At 41.2% G+C, this 20,005-nt stretch carries 27 protein-coding genes; 24 read left to right on the top strand and 3 right to left on the bottom strand.

The window, feature by feature from the left end; translation table 11 throughout:
• Window positions 1-21 precede the first annotated feature (21 nt).
• The gene (locus ACSLGF_RS02405) at window positions 22-729 is read right to left on the bottom strand and encodes an expansin EXLX1 family cellulose-binding protein (RefSeq protein ID WP_456002170.1); all 708 of its coding nucleotides are present in this window, start codon (window positions 727-729) and stop codon (window positions 22-24) included.
• A gap of 219 nt (window positions 730-948) precedes the next feature.
• On the opposite strand from ACSLGF_RS02405, the gene ACSLGF_RS02400 reads away from it, so the two are divergent.
• From ACSLGF_RS02400 to ACSLGF_RS02390, 3 genes are all read left to right on the top strand, one after another.
• Window positions 949-1,275: an iron-sulfur cluster biosynthesis family protein gene (locus ACSLGF_RS02400; protein ID WP_034319861.1), complete on the top strand. Its 327-nt coding sequence runs from the start codon at window positions 949-951 to the stop codon at window positions 1,273-1,275.
• A 12-nt stretch (window positions 1,276-1,287) separates the two neighbouring features.
• Window positions 1,288-1,527, top strand: coding sequence for a DUF2552 family protein (locus ACSLGF_RS02395; RefSeq protein ID WP_456002167.1), 240 nt, complete (start codon window positions 1,288-1,290; stop codon window positions 1,525-1,527).
• Between the two features lie 302 nt (window positions 1,528-1,829).
• Window positions 1,830-3,092 (top strand): response regulator aspartate phosphatase, encoded by a 1,263-nt coding sequence (locus tag ACSLGF_RS02390; RefSeq protein ID WP_456002164.1) that lies wholly within the window; start codon window positions 1,830-1,832, stop codon window positions 3,090-3,092.
• 26 nt (window positions 3,093-3,118) lie between these two features.
• Here the strand turns inward: ACSLGF_RS02390 and ACSLGF_RS02385 are convergent, their stop codons facing one another.
• A complete protein-coding gene (locus tag ACSLGF_RS02385; protein WP_456002161.1) occupies window positions 3,119-4,045 on the bottom strand; it encodes an alpha/beta hydrolase in 927 nt (308 codons plus the stop codon).
• 122 nt (window positions 4,046-4,167) lie between these two features.
• On the opposite strand from ACSLGF_RS02385, the gene ACSLGF_RS02380 reads away from it, so the two are divergent.
• Window positions 4,168-4,392: a YqkE family protein gene (locus ACSLGF_RS02380; protein WP_456002158.1), complete on the top strand. Its 225-nt coding sequence runs from the start codon at window positions 4,168-4,170 to the stop codon at window positions 4,390-4,392.
• 29 nt (window positions 4,393-4,421) lie between these two features.
• On the opposite strand, the gene ACSLGF_RS02375 is transcribed toward ACSLGF_RS02380, so the two are convergent.
• Complete coding sequence (locus ACSLGF_RS02375; protein ID WP_456002155.1) at window positions 4,422-5,351, bottom strand: aldo/keto reductase; 930 nt, start codon at window positions 5,349-5,351, stop codon at window positions 4,422-4,424.
• Between the two features lie 166 nt (window positions 5,352-5,517).
• Between ACSLGF_RS02375 and ACSLGF_RS02370 the strand changes: the two genes are divergently transcribed.
• The 20 genes from ACSLGF_RS02370 (at window position 5,518) to spoVAE (ending at window position 20,002) form a co-directional block, all read left to right on the top strand.
• Window positions 5,518-6,075: an NUDIX hydrolase gene (locus ACSLGF_RS02370; RefSeq protein WP_099726749.1), complete on the top strand. Its 558-nt coding sequence runs from the start codon at window positions 5,518-5,520 to the stop codon at window positions 6,073-6,075.
• A complete protein-coding gene (locus tag ACSLGF_RS02365) occupies window positions 6,072-7,253 on the top strand; it encodes a TIGR00375 family protein (protein WP_456002152.1) in 1,182 nt (393 codons plus the stop codon). Before ACSLGF_RS02370 ends, ACSLGF_RS02365 begins: the two co-directional genes overlap by 4 nt.
• Window positions 7,240-7,692 (top strand): GNAT family N-acetyltransferase, encoded by a 453-nt coding sequence (locus ACSLGF_RS02360; RefSeq protein ID WP_456002149.1) that lies wholly within the window; start codon window positions 7,240-7,242, stop codon window positions 7,690-7,692. Before ACSLGF_RS02365 ends, ACSLGF_RS02360 begins: the two co-directional genes overlap by 14 nt.
• 68 nt (window positions 7,693-7,760) lie before the next feature.
• Window positions 7,761-7,988 (top strand): hypothetical protein, encoded by a 228-nt coding sequence (locus ACSLGF_RS02355; protein ID WP_456002146.1) that lies wholly within the window; start codon window positions 7,761-7,763, stop codon window positions 7,986-7,988.
• A 104-nt stretch (window positions 7,989-8,092) separates the two neighbouring features.
• Window positions 8,093-9,223: a S8 family peptidase gene (locus ACSLGF_RS02350; RefSeq protein WP_456002142.1), complete on the top strand. Its 1,131-nt coding sequence runs from the start codon at window positions 8,093-8,095 to the stop codon at window positions 9,221-9,223.
• A 117-nt stretch (window positions 9,224-9,340) separates the two neighbouring features.
• Entirely contained in the window at window positions 9,341-9,985 is a 645-nt protein-coding gene (gene spoIIM / locus ACSLGF_RS02345) for a stage II sporulation protein M (RefSeq protein ID WP_034319889.1), read from the top strand.
• Window positions 9,986-10,106: 121 nt separating this feature from the next.
• Window positions 10,107-10,559, top strand: a complete 453-nt coding sequence (fur, locus tag ACSLGF_RS02340; protein ID WP_456002138.1) for a ferric iron uptake transcriptional regulator — start codon at window positions 10,107-10,109, stop codon at window positions 10,557-10,559.
• 117 nt (window positions 10,560-10,676) lie between these two features.
• Window positions 10,677-10,904: a YqzK family protein gene (locus tag ACSLGF_RS02335; RefSeq protein ID WP_003215798.1), complete on the top strand. Its 228-nt coding sequence runs from the start codon at window positions 10,677-10,679 to the stop codon at window positions 10,902-10,904.
• Between the two features lie 6 nt (window positions 10,905-10,910).
• On the top strand, window positions 10,911-11,801 hold the full coding sequence (gene xerD / locus ACSLGF_RS02330; RefSeq protein ID WP_456002135.1) for a site-specific tyrosine recombinase XerD: 891 nt from the start codon (window positions 10,911-10,913) through the stop codon (window positions 11,799-11,801).
• A gap of 153 nt (window positions 11,802-11,954) precedes the next feature.
• A complete protein-coding gene (gene deoB, locus ACSLGF_RS02325; protein ID WP_456002132.1) occupies window positions 11,955-13,139 on the top strand; it encodes a phosphopentomutase in 1,185 nt (394 codons plus the stop codon).
• Between the two features lie 11 nt (window positions 13,140-13,150).
• Window positions 13,151-13,963 (top strand): purine-nucleoside phosphorylase, encoded by an 813-nt coding sequence (locus ACSLGF_RS02320; protein ID WP_456002129.1) that lies wholly within the window; start codon window positions 13,151-13,153, stop codon window positions 13,961-13,963.
• Between the two features lie 159 nt (window positions 13,964-14,122).
• Window positions 14,123-15,277, top strand: a complete 1,155-nt coding sequence (locus tag ACSLGF_RS02315; RefSeq protein WP_456002510.1) for a D-alanyl-D-alanine carboxypeptidase family protein — start codon at window positions 14,123-14,125, stop codon at window positions 15,275-15,277.
• Window positions 15,278-15,439: 162 nt separating this feature from the next.
• The gene (spoIIAA, locus tag ACSLGF_RS02310; protein ID WP_099726758.1) at window positions 15,440-15,793 is read left to right on the top strand and encodes an anti-sigma F factor antagonist; all 354 of its coding nucleotides are present in this window, start codon (window positions 15,440-15,442) and stop codon (window positions 15,791-15,793) included.
• Window positions 15,790-16,230 (top strand): anti-sigma F factor, encoded by a 441-nt coding sequence (gene spoIIAB / locus ACSLGF_RS02305; protein WP_099726759.1) that lies wholly within the window; start codon window positions 15,790-15,792, stop codon window positions 16,228-16,230. Before spoIIAA ends, spoIIAB begins: the two co-directional genes overlap by 4 nt.
• A 12-nt stretch (window positions 16,231-16,242) precedes the next feature.
• Complete coding sequence (sigF, locus tag ACSLGF_RS02300) at window positions 16,243-17,010, top strand: RNA polymerase sporulation sigma factor SigF (RefSeq protein ID WP_456002126.1); 768 nt, start codon at window positions 16,243-16,245, stop codon at window positions 17,008-17,010.
• A 113-nt stretch (window positions 17,011-17,123) separates the two neighbouring features.
• Window positions 17,124-17,744: a stage V sporulation protein AA gene (locus ACSLGF_RS02295; RefSeq protein ID WP_456002123.1), complete on the top strand. Its 621-nt coding sequence runs from the start codon at window positions 17,124-17,126 to the stop codon at window positions 17,742-17,744.
• Window positions 17,734-18,150: a stage V sporulation protein AB gene (locus tag ACSLGF_RS02290; RefSeq protein ID WP_456002120.1), complete on the top strand. Its 417-nt coding sequence runs from the start codon at window positions 17,734-17,736 to the stop codon at window positions 18,148-18,150. The genes ACSLGF_RS02295 and ACSLGF_RS02290 overlap by 11 nt, the downstream gene beginning before the upstream one ends.
• Window positions 18,151-18,170: 20 nt before the next feature.
• Window positions 18,171-18,623, top strand: a complete 453-nt coding sequence (gene spoVAC, locus ACSLGF_RS02285) for a stage V sporulation protein AC (RefSeq protein ID WP_456002117.1) — start codon at window positions 18,171-18,173, stop codon at window positions 18,621-18,623.
• A gap of 12 nt (window positions 18,624-18,635) precedes the next feature.
• Window positions 18,636-19,652 carry a stage V sporulation protein AD gene (gene spoVAD, locus ACSLGF_RS02280; RefSeq protein ID WP_456002114.1) on the top strand — a complete coding sequence of 339 codons (1,017 nt, stop codon included), beginning with the start codon at window positions 18,636-18,638 and terminating at the stop codon, window positions 19,650-19,652.
• Window positions 19,652-20,002: a stage V sporulation protein AE gene (spoVAE, locus tag ACSLGF_RS02275; protein WP_230030347.1), complete on the top strand. Its 351-nt coding sequence runs from the start codon at window positions 19,652-19,654 to the stop codon at window positions 20,000-20,002. The genes spoVAD and spoVAE overlap by 1 nt, the downstream gene beginning before the upstream one ends.
• Window positions 20,003-20,005: the final 3 nt, after the last annotated feature.

The raw sequence follows: 20,005 nt of genomic DNA, 5'->3' as shown, positions 1-20,005 counted from the left end.
ATAAGCTACCTCTTTTCCTCGTTAATTAGGAAGCTGAACATTGCCTTTTACAATATAGGCCTGTGAAGCAGCAGTAGATGGAAGAGCGGGTAATTTATCCTTTACTATGACCCCGCGGATATCTGTGATTCGAACAGGAAGAGATGTAGACCCCATATTAAATCCAAGGAAATGGTTGTAGTCTGTCTTTTCCATGTTCACCCATTGTCCATCTTTGTAATATTCCATTTTCATAATCGGATATTTATGATTGCGCACTTGAATCGCAGCCCACCACTCACTGCTACCTTCTTTTATTCTGTAAGCTACATTTCCGCTAATCGGTGCTTTTATAATTTTCCAACTAATTGGGATTTTCCCGTCTGCCATATTGCCGATTTTGGCAAAGGCATTATGAGAAAGATCAAGAGCTCCTTTTGCTCCTTCTGGATATTTATCGGTTACATACACAACGGTTTTTCCTTTTGGACCCTTTACTTCAAGGTAAGCCCCTGCAAGTGCCGCATTTATCCCTTTATAGTTATAGTCATGGGGATTTAAAGCCGTAATTTTCATGTCAGATGGAATAGGATCTAATAATGCGGCGCCCCCTGAGTAACCAGATCCCGTATAAGTCGCATAGCTTTCTCGTACTTCATCAAGGACAGATGCCGCTTTCATGTTTGGCACAGCGAAACTCAACATCAATATCAGTGCCCCGATGAAGCAGAGAGATAATCTTTTTTTCACGATCTAAAACCTCCTGTTTATTCTTTTAAAATTGGTAGCGTCATAAGTATAATTCTAAAAAACAAGAAGCAAAAAGAGCCAATAGATAGATATAATCCTAGTGAGAAGAGCGTGTATTTCAAAGAATATGGCTTTCGGATTTAGTCGTGTGTCATGTTTTATGTTTTATGGTGTTTTATGTGTTACAATGTAAGCATCAATTTAAAAAGGATGTTCGCCATGTATATTCACATCACAGAACTGGCTAAAACATATATAGAAAAACAGCAAACAGGAAACGAAACGAAGGAATTACTGCTTCGCTACGATTCAGAAGGTTGTGGCTGTGCAGTGAGTGGCGTACCAATGCTTTGGTTAACAAGTGAAAGAACAGGTGAATGGGAACAACTGAATAATAGCCAACATTTAAAACTATATATACACATTGCACAGAAGGTATTCTTTGATGAGGAAATGACCATCGATTTTAATGAAAAAGCCAATACATTGATGCTGAAAAGTCCTCAGCAAATACTCAGTCCAAGAATGGGCATACTTGTAAAGTAAGGTGGAAACGTAGTGGATCAGAAGCTTAGAGTGATACAAAACACGGCACAAAATAAAACATGGGTGTCGTTTTTAAATAACAATCATCCCTATAGCCTTTTGCACTGGTCAATAGGTGGAATGGATTCGGTGAAAAAGGACGTTTGGCTTCTTCAAGATGAAGTCACATTTGAAACGGAAGAATTTCAAACACTCGAATTAGCAGTAGATTGGATCAAAGAGAATATGGAACAAGTAACAGATGTATTATAAAAAGCCCTTTGCTGAGAAGGGTTTTTTTGTGCGTTCATCATCTCATTAAACAACAGGGCTGTCTAATCTGAAAAATGCTCTTTTTAAACGGAAAAAAGCAGTTTTTAACAAAAGATTCGACAAAACGAGAAAAATGGAAATGAAAAAATAGTGCCTGTAAATGCCGAAAAATAGGCAATGGAAGCGTTTATTGCGGGATACCGAAAACTTTGCGAAAAATGACATTTCATATTTCTTCCATTCGAGGAAATGTGATAGAATACAACATGTATCGTATATGAGAAGGGAGGTGCTAAAGTGAATTGAAGCTCAAGTTGTCATCGCCTCAGGTTGGAATCAAAATAAACGAATGGTATAGACAGATTTGCGGATTTCATGTCATGAAAGCAGAGAAGCTGAAGGCCGAGATCGAGCAGGAAATCCTTGAGATGGAGCAGGATCAAAACTTGTTATTGTTTTACCAGCTGATGGATTTTCGCCATAAGGTAATGCTTGAATATTTTGAACCGGCAAAGAAAGCCTCGAATGATGAAGAAATTAAGAATCTCCTTGAAACGATTGAACATTCGCAAACGAAATTAACGGATATGCTTGAATACTATGTTCATTTTTTCACAGGAATGTTTGAATTTGAGCAGAGAAACTATTTGAGCGCCATTGCTTATTACCGTTCAGCAGAAAAAAAGCTCAATCTCATATCAGATGATATAGAAAGAGCAGAATTTTACTTTAAATTAGCAGAAATATATTACCACATGAAACAAACCCACTTTTCGATGCACTATGCCTTGCAAGCGTTAGATACGTACTCTGCCTATAGAACGTACACGCTGAGAATCATCCACTGTGAATTTGTCATCGGTGCAAACTATGATGATTTGAAATGCTATGAACATGCATTGCCCTACTTTAAAAATGCTCTAAAGCGAGCACGCTCAATTGGAAACCCTCGAGTCATAGGTTCGGCCCTTTTCAACTTAGGTAACTGTTATTACCAAATGAATGATCTTCCGGAAGCAAGTCGTTATCTGAAAGACTCTCTTGAAGTGTTTGAAAAGGAGAATTTAACCCATCTAAATCGCTCTCTAGACCCACTATTTATGCTGACCCAAATCCTGTTTAAACAAAAAAAGATAGAAGAGTCGTTATCCCTCTATCAACAAGGTATTATGAAAGCCTGTGAATTAGAAGATGAAATTTACATTTGCAAATTTCAGTTTCTAAAAGCACTATACGTTGATGCAGAAATAAAGATCATAGACGATACATTAGACCTGTTGGAGGACAAGCGCTTATACCCAGATATTGAGGAATTGGCACTTGATGCGGCTCATTATTATAATGAGCTCGGACTATTTGAAGTATCTACCCGGTTTTACGAAAGGAAAATTCAAGCTATATCAAAAATCCAAAATGGGGGTCATTTATATGAAAATGAGTTTGATAGTTCTTTTATTGGCAGCAACTGCAGGATTATCGGTCATGAGTCAGCAGCAATCGGAAGAGAGCCATATGGAGCTGGCGGGCAGACACCATACAACAGTGGTGACTATCGTATAAGTTAGCTGAAAAAGAGGAGATGAACTGCTGTTCATTCTCCTCTTTCATCTTGATTGAGTTCAAATCTTTGAAGAAATGCTTGGACCTCTTGTTCATAAGCTTCCTTATTTTCGCTAAAAGACATCGCATGAGCCCCATGTGGCGCAATAAATAACTGTTTATCACCCTTTTTTCGTGTATATAACTGCTGACTTTGCACACAAGGGATATAGTCGTCATGAAGGCTATGGATAAAGAGCACAGGTTCTTTCACTTGATCGATCACATCAAGCGGGGAAACTTGCCGGATGCGATATCCGTCCCGCCATTTTAACACTTGATCACTCAGTGGAAGAATCCAATGACCTGAAAGGCGAAAATCCGTTTTTAACCGATACACCAGCTGATCCTCAAAAGAAGCGAAGGGACAATCGGCAATGTAAAAATCTGCGGCTGCTTCAGGTTTTGCAGCATATAACAAGGTAGTGACTGCACCCATCGATTCCCCGTGTACACCAATGATGGCACTTTCCCCGAACCTTTTTCTGAGCCACTTCACCACCTGCGCTAAATCTTCTTTTTCATAGTATCCATAACTAGTGGTTTTCCCGCCGCTCATCCCATGTCTTCTATGATCATAAAGCATCACATTCCATCCGAGCTTTTGGAATAATTTCATATACTTAACTGAATTGATCAGACTGACAGTAACGCCGTGGCAAAGCACGATGGTGCGAGTTGTATGTGGAAACGGTACAAAATAGCCATGAAGATCATAACCAAAGGATGAGGGAATACAAACTTTCTCTTTTTTGAGCTGTTTAAATTCCTCGTGATGATAATGACCTTCATCTGATTCTCGTTTGATTAGCTCTTCATCCGTTAATTTACGAATATACATCATTTTATTGGTGAAAAAAATGCCGACTGCGATGAGTGGGAATAATATAAAGGCAAGTAGAGCGATCCATTTCTTCATTAAGCCGATTCTTCCTTTCCGAAGTTTTCCTACGATGATCATACCACATGTTGGGAGATTGGTGTGACTCTTGTTCAGCAAATAAAACGGATGATACACTAAGGCAAAAGGAGAGAGGCACAATGAAAAAGACCAATCAAGATCAAGCGAAGCTAAAGGACGGCATAAATGATGATATGAAACAGCAGCTTCTTCAAATGAAGCAGAACCTTGCCGTCGAGACAGAAAAAAGAGAAGAACAAAAACGACAAGACCTCCTTCGGCAGCAGAAAGAAAAAGAGAAAAATAAAAGCTTCTCAGAGCTGCTAGATGAAAGTCATTTAGACTGGAGAAAATATAAAAGCTAAAAAAGAGACCACATGACGTGATCTCTTTTTTACGTTCTATTCAAACGATGCGCCTCATACACAGATGGTTTTGTATAGTATGTCAATGCTTTTACTTCTTGGTCGCTTAAAGAACGTGCATTTGCCGCTGCTACATTTTCTTTTAACTGTTCCACCGAGCTTGCGCCAAAAACAACGGAGCTGACAGCAGAATGCTTGAGCAAATATTGAATGGACAGCTCGGTGAGCGATAGGTCATAAGCGACTTTCTTTAAAGAAGGAATGACCTGCTGAAGCTCATCAAATGAGTATTGAAGATAGCCGTTATGTTGAATGGCTGCACTTGCTTGAGAGAGTGGTTTTTCAGTTAAAAGCCCTTTTGCTAAAGGCCCTCTTGCGACGACGCTAATGCCTTGTTCTTCAAGAAGAGAAAACCATTCTTCAGGACGGCGGTCGAGTAAACTATATTGCATCATCACACTGACAATGTTCGACTTTTTGGCATATTCTTTAATGACATTAGGACGGATAGAAGATATGCCGTAATATCGAATGACGCCTTCTTCCACTAATTCTTCAAAAGCCTCAATGGTCTCATCAATTGGGTCATCAATCGTGCCGCCATGCAATTGATATAAATCAATATAATCTGTCTGAAGCCGCTTGAGGCTCTGTTTTACTGCCTCTTTTATGTACGCCTTTGAAGGGTCCCAGTCCCAGCCCGGTTTGCCTTTTTCAAAGCGGTTCCCGCCTTTTGTGGCCAAAATCAAATCTTGCCGTCTGTTCTTAATGGCTTCCCCGACAATTTCCTCATTTGTCCCAAAATCATATAAATCGGCTGTATCCAAATAGTTAATCCCAAGATCAATGGCCTCATTTAATAAAGAGAGCGCTTTTTCTTTTTCAGTCCCAAGGGACATACATCCTAGTGCAGCCTCGCTCACTAAGAGCTCAGAGGTACCAATTCGTCTTTTTTTCAATTCAATCACACTCCTATCTTCACATTAAGTGAAAAAAATCTGGAATTCAAGTTAGGTGATTTCAAATGGCGCATTTGAAGCGAGCGTTCGCTCTTCGCTTCTCCTAAATCATCTATGTTAAAATGAATGAAGTAAAATGTGAAAGTAGAACGAGGAGCTGACAAAATTGAAGGACTTTGAAGAAAAAACATTATCATCTAAAGAATTATACAACGGAAAAATCATTGATTTGGTTCTTGAAGATGTAGAATTGCCAAACGGAAAACAGGGCAAACGAGAAATCATCAAACATCCAGGTGCAGTAGCAGTCATTGCACGTACGGACGAAAATAAAATCATTTTGGTCAAGCAATACCGTAAAGCACTAGAGAGAGCCATCGTTGAAATTCCGGCTGGGAAATTAGAACAAGGGGAAGAGCCGGCACATACAGCACTGAGAGAATTAGAAGAAGAAACAGGGTACACAGCTCAGCAGCTTAAAAAGCTGACTGCTTTTTATACATCGCCTGGGTTTGCAGATGAACTTGTCCACATCTATCTTGCAGATCAGTTGGTTCCGCTTGAAGAAAAAAGAGAGCTGGATGAAGATGAATTTGTAGAAGTGATGGAAGTTTCATTAGAAGAAGCACTGCACCTCATTGAAAAACAGCATATTTATGATGCAAAAACAGCCTATGCCATTCAGTATTTACAACTGCAAGAGGTACTTGAGTCTACAAAATGAGGGAGTTTTTTGCCGACATCCATATTCATATAGGCAGAACGAGAACAGGCAGGGCTGTCAAAATTACAGGTGCGAGGTCGCTCACAATTGACCAAATTTTAATAGAAGCGTCACAAAATAAAGGGATGGGGATGATTGGTGTGATTGATGCACAATCTCCTGAAGTCCTAGAAGAGTTAATAGAGGGTGTAGAGGAAGGAAAGTACACTGAACTGAATGATGGAGGTCTATCATTTGGACAGACAGTTTTACTTTTAGGCAGTGAATTAGAAATCAATGACGACCATTCAAAGGGTCCGATTCATGTGCTTGCGTTTATGCCCACATTACACAAAATGTCTAAGTTCTCCGCATGGCTCTCACTTCATATGAAAAATGTGCATTTGAGTTCACAGCGCCTATATGTTGATGGGAGAACACTTCAGCACAAGGTCAAGGAGCTTGGAGGATTATTTATTCCTGCCCATATTTTCACGCCGCACAAAAGTTTATACGGTAAAGGAGTAAACACTTCTTTAACAGAAGTATTCGATCCGGAACTCATTGATGCGGTTGAGCTTGGGCTTAGCTGCGATACGTCAATGGCCTCCCAGCTAAGTGAGCTGAATCGTTATCCTTTTTTAACGAATTCAGATGCTCATTCCTTAGGGAAAATTGCGCGAGAATATACAAAAATCCAAATGGATCATGCCTCTTTTGCCGAATTCAAACTAGCCCTTCAAGGAAAAGATGGCAGACACATCACAGGAAATTATGGACTCGCCCCGCGGCTTGGAAAATATTATCATACGACCTGCGAGAAATGCGGGGTAAGACCTGACAGCCCAGACCAAGAAAAGTGCCACGTATGCGGACATACCCGGATGATAAAAGGAGTGAGTGAGCGTTTAAAGGAGCTTGCTGACCAAGAAAGTGACAAAGGGACGAGACCTCCTTATGTTCACCAGCTCCCTCTTCAATTTATTCCGGGAGTCGGAGCCAAAACGTTAGACAAGCTAAAAGCCGTGTTTCACACAGAAATGAATATTCTTCATCAAGCAACAGAACAAGAACTAAAAGCTGTTCTGCCAGAAAAAACAGCCAATTACATCATCAAAGCAAGAAAAGGTGAAGTCGGACTGATCGCTGGTGGAGGCGGAGTTTACGGCAAGGTGGATATTAATCATGAGTCAACTTAAATGGACATGTCAAACATTTGAACAACTGCCCAAAGAGGACCTTTACCTTATTTTAATGGAGAGAGTCAACGTGTTTGTCGTAGAACAAACATGCCCTTATCCTGAAATCGATCATCGAGACCAAGAGGCACTTCATATCATCGCAAAAGAGAACGGCATCATTGTGGCTTATTGCCGAATTTTCCAAAGCGGGATCATGTACGAAGAGGCATCCATTGGCCGTGTCCTTGTGACGGAGGCTGGCCGGAAAAAAGGCTATGGGAAAATGCTGCTCAGCAAGGCTTTGGAAAAGCTCAGTGAATTAGGTGAAACAAGTGTCAAAATTCAGGCACAAGCCTACCTGAAATCGTTTTACGAATCGTTTGGTTTCAAAGCCGTCTCAGATTGTTATGATGAAGATGGCATCCCGCATCTTGATATGGTGAAAACAGAAAGATAGGCGTGTATACGTCTATCTTTTTTATGTGCTTTCGTGTATCATAACGACAACGAAAGGGGTTTTGCCAAATGGGAAAAAGCAAAGCAAAGAAAAAACGAGAACATATTCAAAGGCAGCACAGCCGAAATCCAGAACTGTCAAGAGGATTCGTGCCGCATTTTAGCACACATGAAAGAAAGACTAAAACAAAACAAGAAGCCATGCAGCATATGATGAAGAAACATAAAGGAAGGAATGCTTATGATCGCTATCAAGAGGATCATAAGCATTTTATTTTGCTTTTTTGTGACAAGTAGATTAAATAAATGGAAAAATTTTAAAAAATAGGACAAACGGTCGTTTCTTTTTGTCTAAAAATGTAGTTAAATGACAAAAAGCAATGAAAGGGAGAGTGAGTATCGTGAACGTCAAGTCATTTGGAGCAGGGCTTTGTATGGCAAGTATGCTGCTGGCATCAATCACGTTCGGTGCGTCAGATATAACTGCAAAGGAGCAAGCAAAAAAAGAGTATATGATCGGCTTTTCTTCTTCCGTTCAAGACAAAGCACAAAAACAGCTTGTAGAAGAAGCTGGTGGACATGTGAAAGAATCCATAGACCAAATAGATATGATGAAAGTTTCATTGAATGAGACCTCGAAAGAGAAACTGAATCAAGCAAAAGAAGTTACCTTTATTGAGGAGGACCAAAAAGCAAAAACAAGCGGTCAAACCGTCCCATATGGCATTAAAAGCATCAAAGCACATAAGGTACATAAACGAGGATATGCCGGACAGAATGTCAAAGTAGCTGTTCTTGATAGCGGCATCGATGGCAAACATGAAGATTTACACGTAACCGGCGGAGTCAGCTTTGTTCCAACAGAGTCCGATCCGCTCGTTGACCCGCATGAACACGGAACCCATGTGGCAGGCACGATCGCAGCATTAGATAATAAAGTGGGCGTCATTGGTGTTGCGCCAAAAGCTTCTATCTATGCTGTCAAGGTGGCAGATCAAAATGGTGACGGCTACTATAGCTGGATCATTAAAGGCATTGAGTGGGCGATCGAGAATGACATGGATGTCATCAATATTAGTATGGGGGGAGCAAGTGAATCTGAGGCGCTGAAAGAAGCGGTAGATAAAGCGTATGACAAAGGGATTCTCATTGTGGCTTCTGCCGGGAATGCTGGGAGTTATGGCTCACTCAATACGATTGACTACCCGGCCAAATACAGCTCAGTGATGGCTGTCGCATCTGTTGACCAAAGGAAGCAAAGAGCCTTTGATTCCTCTGTTGGCGAAGAGGTGGAAGTATCAGCACCAGGCGTTTCAACGCTAAGCACCATTCCTCATAACGAATATGGCTACAAAAGCGGGACGTCAATGGCATCACCTCATGTTACGGGTGCTGCGGCTGTGATTCTATCAAAACATCCTAATCTGACAAACGAAGAAGTGCGCGAAAGACTTTCAAAAACAGCAACAAAGCTTGGAGATCCTTTTTATTATGGTGACGGGCTTGTGAACGTACAAAAAGCGTCTCGATAAATGAAAAAGAGAAAGCAGCCTGTACACTGCTTTCTCTTTTTTCTTTCGATAAAACCGTCATGTTTCGTATTCTCTCTCATAGAATCTAGTAACCTTTACTATTTGGGAGGAAGACGCATGCGGAAAAAGTCTTGGAAGGAACATCTTCTTCAGCACGTAAAAGATCATCTATCGATTTATTTGTTTGTCTCGGTACTCTTTTTAATGGGCGTCATCTTTGGGGCTATTATCGTCAACAGCATGACAATCAGTCAGAAAGAGGATTTATTCTATTATTTAAATCAATTTTTTGGTCAGCTGACGAATGAGAAAGCAGCAGAATCAAAAGAAATGTTTTTGCAAAGCTTCCTGCATCATATGAAATATTTAGGCCTCATGTGGATACTAGGAATTTCCATCATTGGTCTGCCGCTCATCTTTCTCATGATTTTTTTAAAAGGGATTGTCGTTGGCTTTACTGTTGGTTTTCTAGTGAATCAAATGGGGCTCAGTGGATTTTTTCTTTCTTTCGTATCGGTTCTTCCGCAAAATATTTTGCTCATTCCAGCATATTTAGTCATCGGAACATGTGCGATTGCGTTTTCCATCCGTCTCATTGGACAGCTTTTCATGAAAAAAACGATCAGTCAAGCGCCAGTCCAGTGGTTTGGACGGTATGCATCTGTTCTGCTGATGATATTAGCGCTTGCTGCACTTTCATCCTTTTTTGAATCGTACTTATCATTCATGCTGATGAAAAAGCTAGCGGGTGTCCTTTTTTGAAATTTTTATAATCATTATTAAATAATAATCAATTTATTTATTAATTTAAAATGATTATAGTTGGCTCTCTGCACATCATTTGATATAATGATCAAGTAATGTGGCGTAGGAGGGAAAGTCAATGGAAAATCGGATTGATCGAATTAAGAAACAGCTTCATTCTTCCAGCTATAAGCTCACGCCACAGCGTGAAGCAACAGTCAGAGTACTGCTTGAGAATGAAGAAGACCATTTAAGTGCAGAAGATGTATACCTCCTCGTAAAAGAGAAGTCTCCTGAAATTGGTCTTGCTACTGTTTATCGGACGTTAGAATTGCTAACTGAACTGAAAGTTGTTGATAAAATTAACTTTGGAGACGGCGTTTCGCGATATGATCTTCGCAAAGAAGGAGCCGCCCACTTCCATCACCATCTTGTCTGCATGGAATGCGGGACAGTCGATGAGATAGAAGATGATTTATTAGAAGATGTTGAAGAGATTATTGAACGCGACTGGAAATTTAAAATTAAGGATCATAGATTGACATTCCATGGTATTTGCCATCGCTGTCATGATGATGATTCCGGCCAATAATCCGAATTGGAACCTTTTCATTTCATATGAAGAGGTTTTTTGCATTTTCGCTGTATATTCCTTGTCCCACCTGGCATATGCTGAAGTAATGAGAAGATGAGAAAGGACATGAAGATCATGCGAAAATGGCTCAAAACAACAGGTGAAGTGATGAAAGTATTTATCTTGTTCACTGGTTTTACCGTCCTGTTCTATTATGCTATGATATGGATAAATTCAGAATATGAAAGCTACCATCGTTATGATAAACCAGAGGGTGCAGCGATTAAAGTGATGGAAATGGATCAGCCGAATCAAGACAACTGGCAAGACCGATTGATTTATTTTTATCAAAACGGGGAGTAGAAACCATTGAACGATCAATTATCCGACTTTATTCATTTTATGACAGTAGAGAGAGGACTCTCTGAAAATACCATTGTCTCTTATAAAAGAGATTTACAGAACTACTTGTCTTTTTTAATGACACACGAGCAGCTAGCCGATATCAAAGACGTCACGCGTCTTCATATCATTCATTATCTAAAGCAGCTAAAAGAGAAAGGGAAATCGAGCAAAACGTCCGTAAGGCATCTATCATCGATTCGCTCCTTTCACCAATTTCTGCTACGGGAAAAAGTGACAACAGATGACCCGTCATGGAACATTGAAACGCAAAAAACAGAGCGGAAATTACCGAAAGTTCTATCACTCGGTGAGGTTGAAAAGCTGCTTGATACACCAAAGCAGCATACACCATTTGACTACCGGGACAAAGCCATGCTGGAGCTTTTATATGCAACAGGCATTCGTGTGAGTGAAATGCTGGATCTGACCCTTGCAGATGTTCATCTTACAATGGGCTTTATCCGCTGCTTTGGAAAAGGAAGAAAAGAGCGAATTGTGCCAATTGGCGAAGCCGCTGCAAGTGCGATTGAAGAATATATAGAAAAAGGAAGAAGCAAGCTGCTAAAAAAACAGCCAGCCGATGCCTTATTCCTCAATCATCACGGGAAAAAGATGTCGCGGCAGGGCTTCTGGAAGAACTTAAAAAAACGAGCCATCGAAGCAGGCATTCAAAAGGAATTGACGCCTCATACGCTCAGACATTCATTTGCTACACATCTGCTTGAAAACGGTGCTGATCTAAGAGCCGTACAGGAGATGCTCGGGCATGCGGATATATCAACAACACAAATTTATACACATGTGACGAAAACAAGACTGAAAGATGTGTATCACAAATTCCATCCAAGGGCATAAGTAAAGCATGGCACGGTGAACGTGTACCATGCTTTTTGATGTTTGTACCGTTTATAGTTGTCAATTGACTTGTAAACGGTTTATACTTGAGATGTCTGACCTCTCTATATTTGAAAGGTCAAAGGACAAGAATATTGAAGGAGGCGCTTTTTAATGCCTGATTATCAGTATAAACGCATGTTCCTCATTGTGATGGATTCAGTAGGGATTGGTGAAGCACCAGATGCTGCTGATTTTAATGATGTAGGTGCAGATACACTTGGACATATTGCTGAAAAAATGAACGGGCTTCATATGCCGAATATGGCGAAGCTTGGGCTGAGTCATATTAAAGAAATCAAAGGAATTCCAGCGGACGAAAAACCGCTTGCGTATTATGGAAAAATGCAAGAAGCATCAAATGGTAAAGACACAATGACAGGACACTGGGAAATAATGGGTCTTTACATAGACACACCGTTTAAAGTCTTTCCAGACGGATTCCCAGATGAACTATTAAATGAACTAAAAGAAAAAACAGGACGGGGCATCATTGGGAATAAACCAGCGTCTGGGACAGAAATTCTGGATGAGCTTGGCGAAGAGCACATGAAAACAGGCGATTTAATCGTTTATACATCTGCGGATTCTGTTTTGCAAATTGCTGCGCACGAAGAAGTTGTGCCGCTGGAAGAGCTTTACCGCATTTGTGAAATTGCACGAGAACTGACTTTAGATGAAAAATATATGGTAGGACGCATTATCGCTCGTCCGTTTGTCGGGGAGCCTGGGGCATTTGTCAGAACGCCAAACCGTCATGATTATGCTTTAAAACCATTTGACCGTACCGTCATGAATGAGCTGAAAGATGATGGGCTTGATGTCATTGCCATTGGAAAAATCTCTGATATTTATGACGGTGAAGGAATTACATCTTCTCTCAGAACGAAATCAAATATGGATGGAATGGACAAACTGATCGAGACACTTAAAACAGACTTTACAGGACTCAGCTTTTTAAACCTTGTTGATTTTGACGCTCTTTATGGGCACAGAAGAGACCCAGAGGGCTACGGGAAAGCACTAGAGGAATTTGACGCACGTCTTCCTGAAGTGTTTGACCTGTTAAAAGAGGATGATCTCCTTGTGATCACAGCAGATCATGGAAATGATCCAGTTCATCACGGAACAGACCATACAAGAGAATACGTTCCGCTTATTGCTTACAGTAAAAAGCATCGGGAAGCAAATGAACTGCCAACAGCGAAAACCTTTGCTGATCTTGGGGCAACGGTAGCAGATAATTTCAAGTCAGCGATGCCAAAATACGGTACAAGCTTTTTATCTAAACTCAAATAGGGGGAAATCTCGTGGGAGCACAGTTTTCAGAAGCGGCGGCATACATTAAACAAGCATCGACATACGTACCAACAGTTGGATTGATCTTAGGTTCAGGGCTTGGCATTTTAGCAGATGAGATTGAAAATCCAATCAAATTGAAATATGAAGATATCCCTGGATTCCCTGTTTCAACAGTAGAGGGACATGCAGGACAGCTCGTTATCGGGACGCTGAAAGGCACCGTCGTATGTGCAATGCAAGGACGTTTTCATTTCTATGAAGGATATGATATGAAGCAAGTGACGTTTCCTGTCCGTGTGATGAAAGAAATTGGCATTGAGACATGTATTGTGACAAATGCAGCCGGCGGCGTGAATACGTCCTTTCATCCAGGCGATCTGATGCTGATTACAGATCATATCAATATGATGGGGACCAATCCATTAATTGGACCAAATGACAGTCAAGGCGTTCGTTTCCCTGACATGTCTGCACCATACGATAAAGATTTGCTGGCACTTGCAGAAAAAACGGCTCAACACTTAGACATATCTGTACAGCAGGGAGTATATGCAGGGATGACAGGCCCTTCATATGAAACACCTGCTGAAGTTCGTTTCCTACGAACACTTGGAGCAGATGCGGTAGGAATGTCGACTGTTCCAGAAGTCATTGTTGCGCGTCATGCAGGAATCAAAGTACTTGGCATTTCATGCATTTCCAATGCGGCATCTGGTATTTTGGATCAGCCGCTGTCTCATGATGAAGTGATCGAAGTAACGGAAAAAGTGAAAGCAAGTTTTCTTGATTTAGTAAAAGACATTGTCAAACAACTTTCATAATATGTTTCCAAAAGTCTTCTGTTCATCAAACAGAAGACTTTTTTTATGTGTAATCAAACGATCTCTGAATAAAACAGCCTGTATGAGGAAAAAATAGAAAGGATTACGATAATGGAGGTCTGCCACTTGAAACGTCATATATGTGCATTGTTTATTTTAATGATCCTTATCTCAATGGTTTCACCATCAGCGATAGCAAAAGAAAAGATTGAAAAACCAGGAGAAAAACAAACATCAGAATTGGCACACGAAGCCAAATCAGCGATCTTAATAGAACGAGACACGGGAAAGGTGCTTTACAACAAAAACAGCGATGAAAAGCTTGCACCCGCAAGTATGACCAAAATCATGACGATGCTTCTCATCATGGAAGCCATTGATCAGGGTAAACTGAAAATGACAGACAAGGTCAGAACGAGCGACTATGCAGCATCCATGGGAGGCTCACAAATTTTCCTTGAACCAGGAGAAGAAATGACTGTGAAAGAAATGCTGAAAGGCATTGCAATTGCTTCAGGAAATGATGCATCTGTTGCCATGGCAGAGCATATTGCTGGATCTGAAGAACAGTTCGTTGAGCAGATGAACAAAAAGGCAAAAGAACTCGGGCTCACCTCAACAGTCTTTCAAAATCCAACGGGACTTCCTGAAAAAGATCATTACAGCACAGCTCATGATATGGCAAAAATGGCGAAAGAGCTGTTGAAATATGAACAAATCACCAAATTCACAGGTGTCTATGAAGACTATCTCCGTCAAAACACAGATAAAAAATTCTGGCTTGTGAACACGAACCGACTGATTAAATTTTATCCAGGCGTCGATGGGTTGAAAACAGGTTTTACAGGCGAGGCAAAATACTGTTTAACCGCATCAGCTAAAAAAGGCAACATGCGCGTCATTGCTGTCGTATTTGGCGCAAGTACACCGAAAGACAGAAACGCCCAAGTGGTCAAAATGTTAGACTATGCATTTAGTCAATATACAACCCATCCACTTTACAAACGAGGACAAGACGTGGCAGAGATCAAAGTGAGCAAAGGGAAAAAGAAGAAAATTCAGCTTGTCACTTCTGAACCGATCTCCCTTTTAACGAAAAAAGGCGAAAATGTGGATCAGATTAAAAAAGAAATCAAATTGTCTCATGATGTCACGGCTCCATTTTCAAAAGGGGCGGAACTTGGCACCATTGTCTTGAAAAAAGACGGTAAAGTACTGCATGAAAGCCCTGTAGAAGCAAAAGAAGGAATGGAAAAAGCAGGGGTTTGGACTTTCTTCAAACGGGCCATGGCCGAATTTGTAAAATGGAAATAAAAGGCGAAAGACTGCTGCAATTGGCAGTCTTTTTGCTATGAGCGAGAAGAAAAGAACAGCTAAATGTGACGAATGATCACTAGTTTTGTCATGGTGAAGGATTTACTTTGTTTAAAAGAGAAACATTCTTTATCCGAAATTAGAGCAAGGAGGAAGAAAAAGATGAGCCTTAGTATTGATTTTCAAGTAAAAGAGAGCGTACTTTGCATTCGGTTGACAGGAGAGCTCGATCATCACTCCGCAGAAACATTGAGACAAAAGGTGACGAATTATTTGGAAACAGAGGACATTCGCCACATCGTGCTGAATTTGGCTGATTTATCGTTTATGGACAGCTCTGGACTCGGGGTGATTTTAGGGAGATATAAAGAAATCAAGCAGCTTGGCGGTGAAATGGTCGTCTGCGCGATTTCGCCAGCGGTGAACCGTTTATTTGATATGTCTGGCTTATTTAAAATTATCCGTATGGAGCCTTCAGAGCAAACCGCTTTGCAAACATTGGGGGTGGCATCATGACAAATGAAATGAACCTGACCTTCTCTGCATTGAGTCAAAATGAATCCTTCGCAAGGGTAACAGTCGCGGCGTTCATCGCCCAGCTTGATCCAACATTAGATGAATTAACAGAAATCAAAACCGTTGTATCAGAGGCCGTGACAAACTCCATTATCCACGGCTATGATGGGAATCCAGATGGCAAGGTGCATATTCATGTCACACTAGATGACCATGTCGTTTACCTCACCATCCGTGACGAAGGCATGGGAATTACAGATCTTCAGGAAGCAAGACAGCCGCTTTTCACAACAAAACCAGACTTAGAACGCTCTGGAATGGGCTTTACCATCATGGAGAATTTTATGGATGATGTCATGGTGGACTCATCACCAGAAATGGGCACGACGATCCGTTTAACAAAGCATCTATCAAAAAGCAAAGCGCTTTGTAATTAAGGAGCTGCTCATATGGATGTGGAGGTAAGAAAGCAAGCAAAAAAAGCACAGCTGTCAAATGATGAAGTCAAAGAGCTCATCAAAAAAAGCCAAGACGGAGATCAGCAAGCAAGAGACCTCCTCGTAGAAAAAAACATGCGTCTTGTTTGGTCCGTTGTTCAGCGCTTTTTAAATAGAGGATATGAACCAGATGATCTATTTCAGATTGGCTGCATTGGACTGCTAAAATCTGTTGATAAATTTGATTTGTCCTATGATGTGAAGTTTTCGACCTATGCCGTTCCCATGATCATTGGTGAAATTCAGCGCTTCATCCGCGATGATGGAACGGTCAAAGTCAGCCGGTCATTAAAGGAACTTGGAAATAAAATTCGGCGGGCAAAAGATGAATTGTCTAAGTCTCAAGGAAGAATGCCGACCGTACAGGAAATTGCTGAATATCTTGACATCACACCAGAGGATGTCGTTCTCGCCCAAGAAGCGGTCCGCTCACCGTCATCGATTCATGAAACCGTGTATGAAAATGACGGAGACCCTATTACATTGCTGGATCAAATTGCCGATCATTCAGAAGAAAGATGGTTTGATAAAATCGCGCTGAAAGAAGCGATCAAGGAATTAGAAGAGCGGGAGAAACTGATTGTGTACTTAAGGTATTATAAAGACCAAACACAATCTGAGGTAGCAGAGAGGCTGGGTATTTCACAAGTACAAGTCTCACGGCTTGAAAAGAAAATTTTAAAGCAAATCCAAATGCAAATGGATCAGAAAGACAGCTAGCCAATTCGGCTGGCTTTTTTATGTGGTAATTACCGGTAATTCAAGTTCTGTCAGTATGAGAACCATTTTTCACCACATACTATTTTTAACCCATCGTATAGGAAGTGACTTGGATGGACGGACAAATCTTTATTCGGCTGCGCCATCGAATCAAGACCGGTATTGATCAGCTCATTTATTTAGAGGATATCGCCCAAATCACTGGTGGTGAGTTTACTGTGCAAAAGCTTAGCAAAATGCCGATGTATCATGTCAGCAAAAAGGATCGTCACATCGTCGTTCTAGACATCATGCATGTCGTCAAAACGATCAAAAAAACGTGGCCAGACATCGACATTCAAACCGTCGGAGGCTCTGAGGCGATTGTTGAAATTGATACAGGCAAACGCCAGCTCTCTCCCGTTTTATTTGTGTTTGTATGGCTCCTATTATTTGTCGGAGCGGCTCTTGCCATCATGAATTTCCATGAGGATGTCAGTATGCGGCTTGTTCATATTCGCCTATATGAAATGATCACAGGAAAAACGGTTGAGCATCCTTATTTATTACAAATTCCATATAGCTTTGGATTAGGTTTGGGCATGATTTTATTTTTCAATCATGTATTTAAGAAGCGTTTAAATGAAGAACCAAGTCCGCTCGAAGTGGAAATGTTTAAATATCAGCTCGATCTCGATCATTATGTCGCACTTAAAGAAAATAAAGAAACATTGAAAGATATCCATGATCGGTAAGTGGCTTTTTGTCGCGCTCGTTGGACTTGGCGGCGGTTTAACGGTCGGAGCAGGATTTGTGGCATTTCTAACAGTGCTTGGCATCATCCCTCGATTAATGCAATTAACCAAAACGCAGCGCTTCATACAAGGGTACGAGGCGGCTGTCATCAGTGGAGCGGTCGTTGGCGGATGGGCCACCTTGAGTCAAATGCATTTGCATTTATCCAAATGGCTGGCGCTGCCGATTGGTCTTTTATCAGGCATCTTCTACGGTATGCTTGCAGCCGCATTGACTGAGGTATTAAATGTACTTCCTATATTAACGAAAAGAATTGGAATGGACGGGAAAATTGTTTTGCTGCTCATGGCCATCGTCTTAGGAAAGGTATTTGGTTCATTATTTCATTGGCTTATTTATATTTAAAAATTTGGAGGGAACAACACGTGTCGAGTTTAAAAGAGAACTATTCATCTAAGGTGAAAACGTATCAGCCCAAACCTCCTTATGTACTCAACTGCATTAAGGCTTTTCTTGTTGGCGGCTTGATCTGTGTCATAGGCGAGGGATTGCAAAACTTCTATATTCACTTTTTTGATTTTAATGAAAAGACAGCGGGGAATCCAACAGTGGCGACCCTCATTTTAATTTCTTCAATTTTAACTGGTATCGGTATTTACGATAGAATTGGCCAGTTTGCTGGAGCGGGATCCGCTGTCCCGGTGACAGGGTTTGCAAACAGCATGACAAGTGCTGCTCTTGAGCATAGAAGTGAAGGGCTTGTGTTAGGTGTAGCCACGAACATGTTTAAGCTTGCTGGGAACGTCATTGTTTTTGGTGTCGTCTCGGCATATATCGTAGGGATCATTCGATACATCTTGGAAAAGGTGTTTTCGTAGGAGGAATGAAACGTGAAACTAACAGGTAAACAATCTTGGGTATTTGAGCATAAGCTTTATGTCAATGCAGAAGGAACAGCTGCAGGACCGAAAGAAAAAGAAGGCCCGATCGGTCATCTAATTGATAAAACATACGACGAAATGCATTGTGATCAAAAGAACTGGGAAATGGCTGAAAGGCAGCTCATGGATGATGCGATATCAACCGCTTTATCAAAAGCAAATTTGCAAAAAAGCGATATTGATCTTTTGCTGGCAGGAGACTTACTGAATCAAAACGTCACAGCAAACTATGTGGCAAGAGAACTTAAAATCCCGTTTCTTTGCTTATTTGGAGCATGCTCCACATCAATGGAATCGGTCGCCATTGCTTCGGCATTAGTAGATGGTGGTTTTGCAAAAAGAGCCATTGCTGCGACAAGCAGTCATAATGCGACGGCAGAACGCCAATTTCGTAATCCGACAGAATACGGCGGGCAAAAACCAGATACAGCGACAAGTACAGTGACTGGGAGCGGGGCCGTTATTATCAGCCAAGAGCCCTCCCAAATTCAAATTACAAGCGCAACTGTGGGACGAGTCATGGATCTTGGTATTACAGACCCATTTGACATGGGATCTGCAATGGCACCGGCAGCAGCAGATACCATCAAGCAGCACTTAGAAGATCTAGGGAGAACGGTTGACGATTACGATCTTATTTTAACAGGTGATCTATCTGGTATTGGCTCACCGATCTTAAAGGATCTGCTCAAAGAAGACAGCATTCAGCTCGGCCGCAAGCACGATGATTGCGGATTAATCATCTACACACCCGATCAAAATGTGTTCGCTGGAGGCAGCGGCTGTGCGTGTTCAGCTGTTGTGACATTCAGTCACATCTTTCAAGAAATGAAGGCAGGGAATTTGCAAAGAGTACTGGTTGTCGCAACCGGGGCACTTCTCAGCCCGACGATGGTCCAGCAAAAAGAGACCATTCCAACCATTGCGCATGGTGTCGTATTTGAGCGTGCAGGAGGAGAAAGCTAATGGAATATCTGATCGCTTTTGTTGCAGGTGGACTTATTTGTGTCATCGGCCAGCTTTTATTGGACGTACTCAAACTCACGCCTGCACATGTCATGACCATCTTTGTTGTGGCAGGAACCATATTAGACGGGTTCGGAATTTATGATAAATTTATTGAATTTGCAGGTGCAGGTGCAACCGTACCTATCGTTAGCTTTGGTCATAGTTTGCTTCATGGAGCAATGCACCAGGCAGATGTACACGGATTCATCGGAATCGGGATCGGCATTTTTGAATTAACCTCTGCTGGAATATCAGCTGCGATTTTATTCTCATTTATTATCGCACTTATCTTTAAACCGAAAGGATAACCT

Source organism: Bacillus sp. A015 (genome assembly GCF_053851875.1).
The sequence above is the reverse complement of the archived record's forward strand: the minus strand, read 5'-3'. Positions and strand labels throughout refer to the sequence as shown.

What these genes read in the sequence shown, in the direction of transcription:
- ACSLGF_RS02355 (WP_456002146.1), top strand. Translation starts at nt 7,761, where the DNA reads ATGGGAAAAAGCAAAGCAAAGAAAAAACGAGAACATATTCAAAGGCAG.
- spoVAE (WP_230030347.1), top strand. Translation starts at nt 19,652, where the DNA reads ATGGAATATCTGATCGCTTTTGTTGCAGGTGGACTTATTTGTGTCATC.
- deoB (WP_456002132.1), top strand. Translation starts at nt 11,955, where the DNA reads ATGCCTGATTATCAGTATAAACGCATGTTCCTCATTGTGATGGATTCA.
- spoIIAB (WP_099726759.1), top strand. Translation starts at nt 15,790, where the DNA reads ATGACAAATGAAATGAACCTGACCTTCTCTGCATTGAGTCAAAATGAA.
- spoIIM (WP_034319889.1), top strand. Translation starts at nt 9,341, where the DNA reads ATGCGGAAAAAGTCTTGGAAGGAACATCTTCTTCAGCACGTAAAAGAT.
- ACSLGF_RS02335 (WP_003215798.1), top strand. Translation starts at nt 10,677, where the DNA reads ATGCGAAAATGGCTCAAAACAACAGGTGAAGTGATGAAAGTATTTATC.
- ACSLGF_RS02400 (WP_034319861.1), top strand. Translation starts at nt 949, where the DNA reads ATGTATATTCACATCACAGAACTGGCTAAAACATATATAGAAAAACAG.
- ACSLGF_RS02360 (WP_456002149.1), top strand. Translation starts at nt 7,240, where the DNA reads ATGAGTCAACTTAAATGGACATGTCAAACATTTGAACAACTGCCCAAA.
- ACSLGF_RS02380 (WP_456002158.1), top strand. Translation starts at nt 4,168, where the DNA reads ATGAAAAAGACCAATCAAGATCAAGCGAAGCTAAAGGACGGCATAAAT.
- ACSLGF_RS02290 (WP_456002120.1), top strand. Translation starts at nt 17,734, where the DNA reads ATGATCGGTAAGTGGCTTTTTGTCGCGCTCGTTGGACTTGGCGGCGGT.
- ACSLGF_RS02385 (WP_456002161.1), bottom strand. Translation starts at nt 4,045, where the DNA reads ATGAAGAAATGGATCGCTCTACTTGCCTTTATATTATTCCCACTCATC.
- sigF (WP_456002126.1), top strand. Translation starts at nt 16,243, where the DNA reads ATGGATGTGGAGGTAAGAAAGCAAGCAAAAAAAGCACAGCTGTCAAAT.
- ACSLGF_RS02295 (WP_456002123.1), top strand. Translation starts at nt 17,124, where the DNA reads ATGGACGGACAAATCTTTATTCGGCTGCGCCATCGAATCAAGACCGGT.
- ACSLGF_RS02315 (WP_456002510.1), top strand. Translation starts at nt 14,123, where the DNA reads ATGATCCTTATCTCAATGGTTTCACCATCAGCGATAGCAAAAGAAAAG.
- fur (WP_456002138.1), top strand. Translation starts at nt 10,107, where the DNA reads ATGGAAAATCGGATTGATCGAATTAAGAAACAGCTTCATTCTTCCAGC.
- ACSLGF_RS02365 (WP_456002152.1), top strand. Translation starts at nt 6,072, where the DNA reads ATGAGGGAGTTTTTTGCCGACATCCATATTCATATAGGCAGAACGAGA.
- spoIIAA (WP_099726758.1), top strand. Translation starts at nt 15,440, where the DNA reads ATGAGCCTTAGTATTGATTTTCAAGTAAAAGAGAGCGTACTTTGCATT.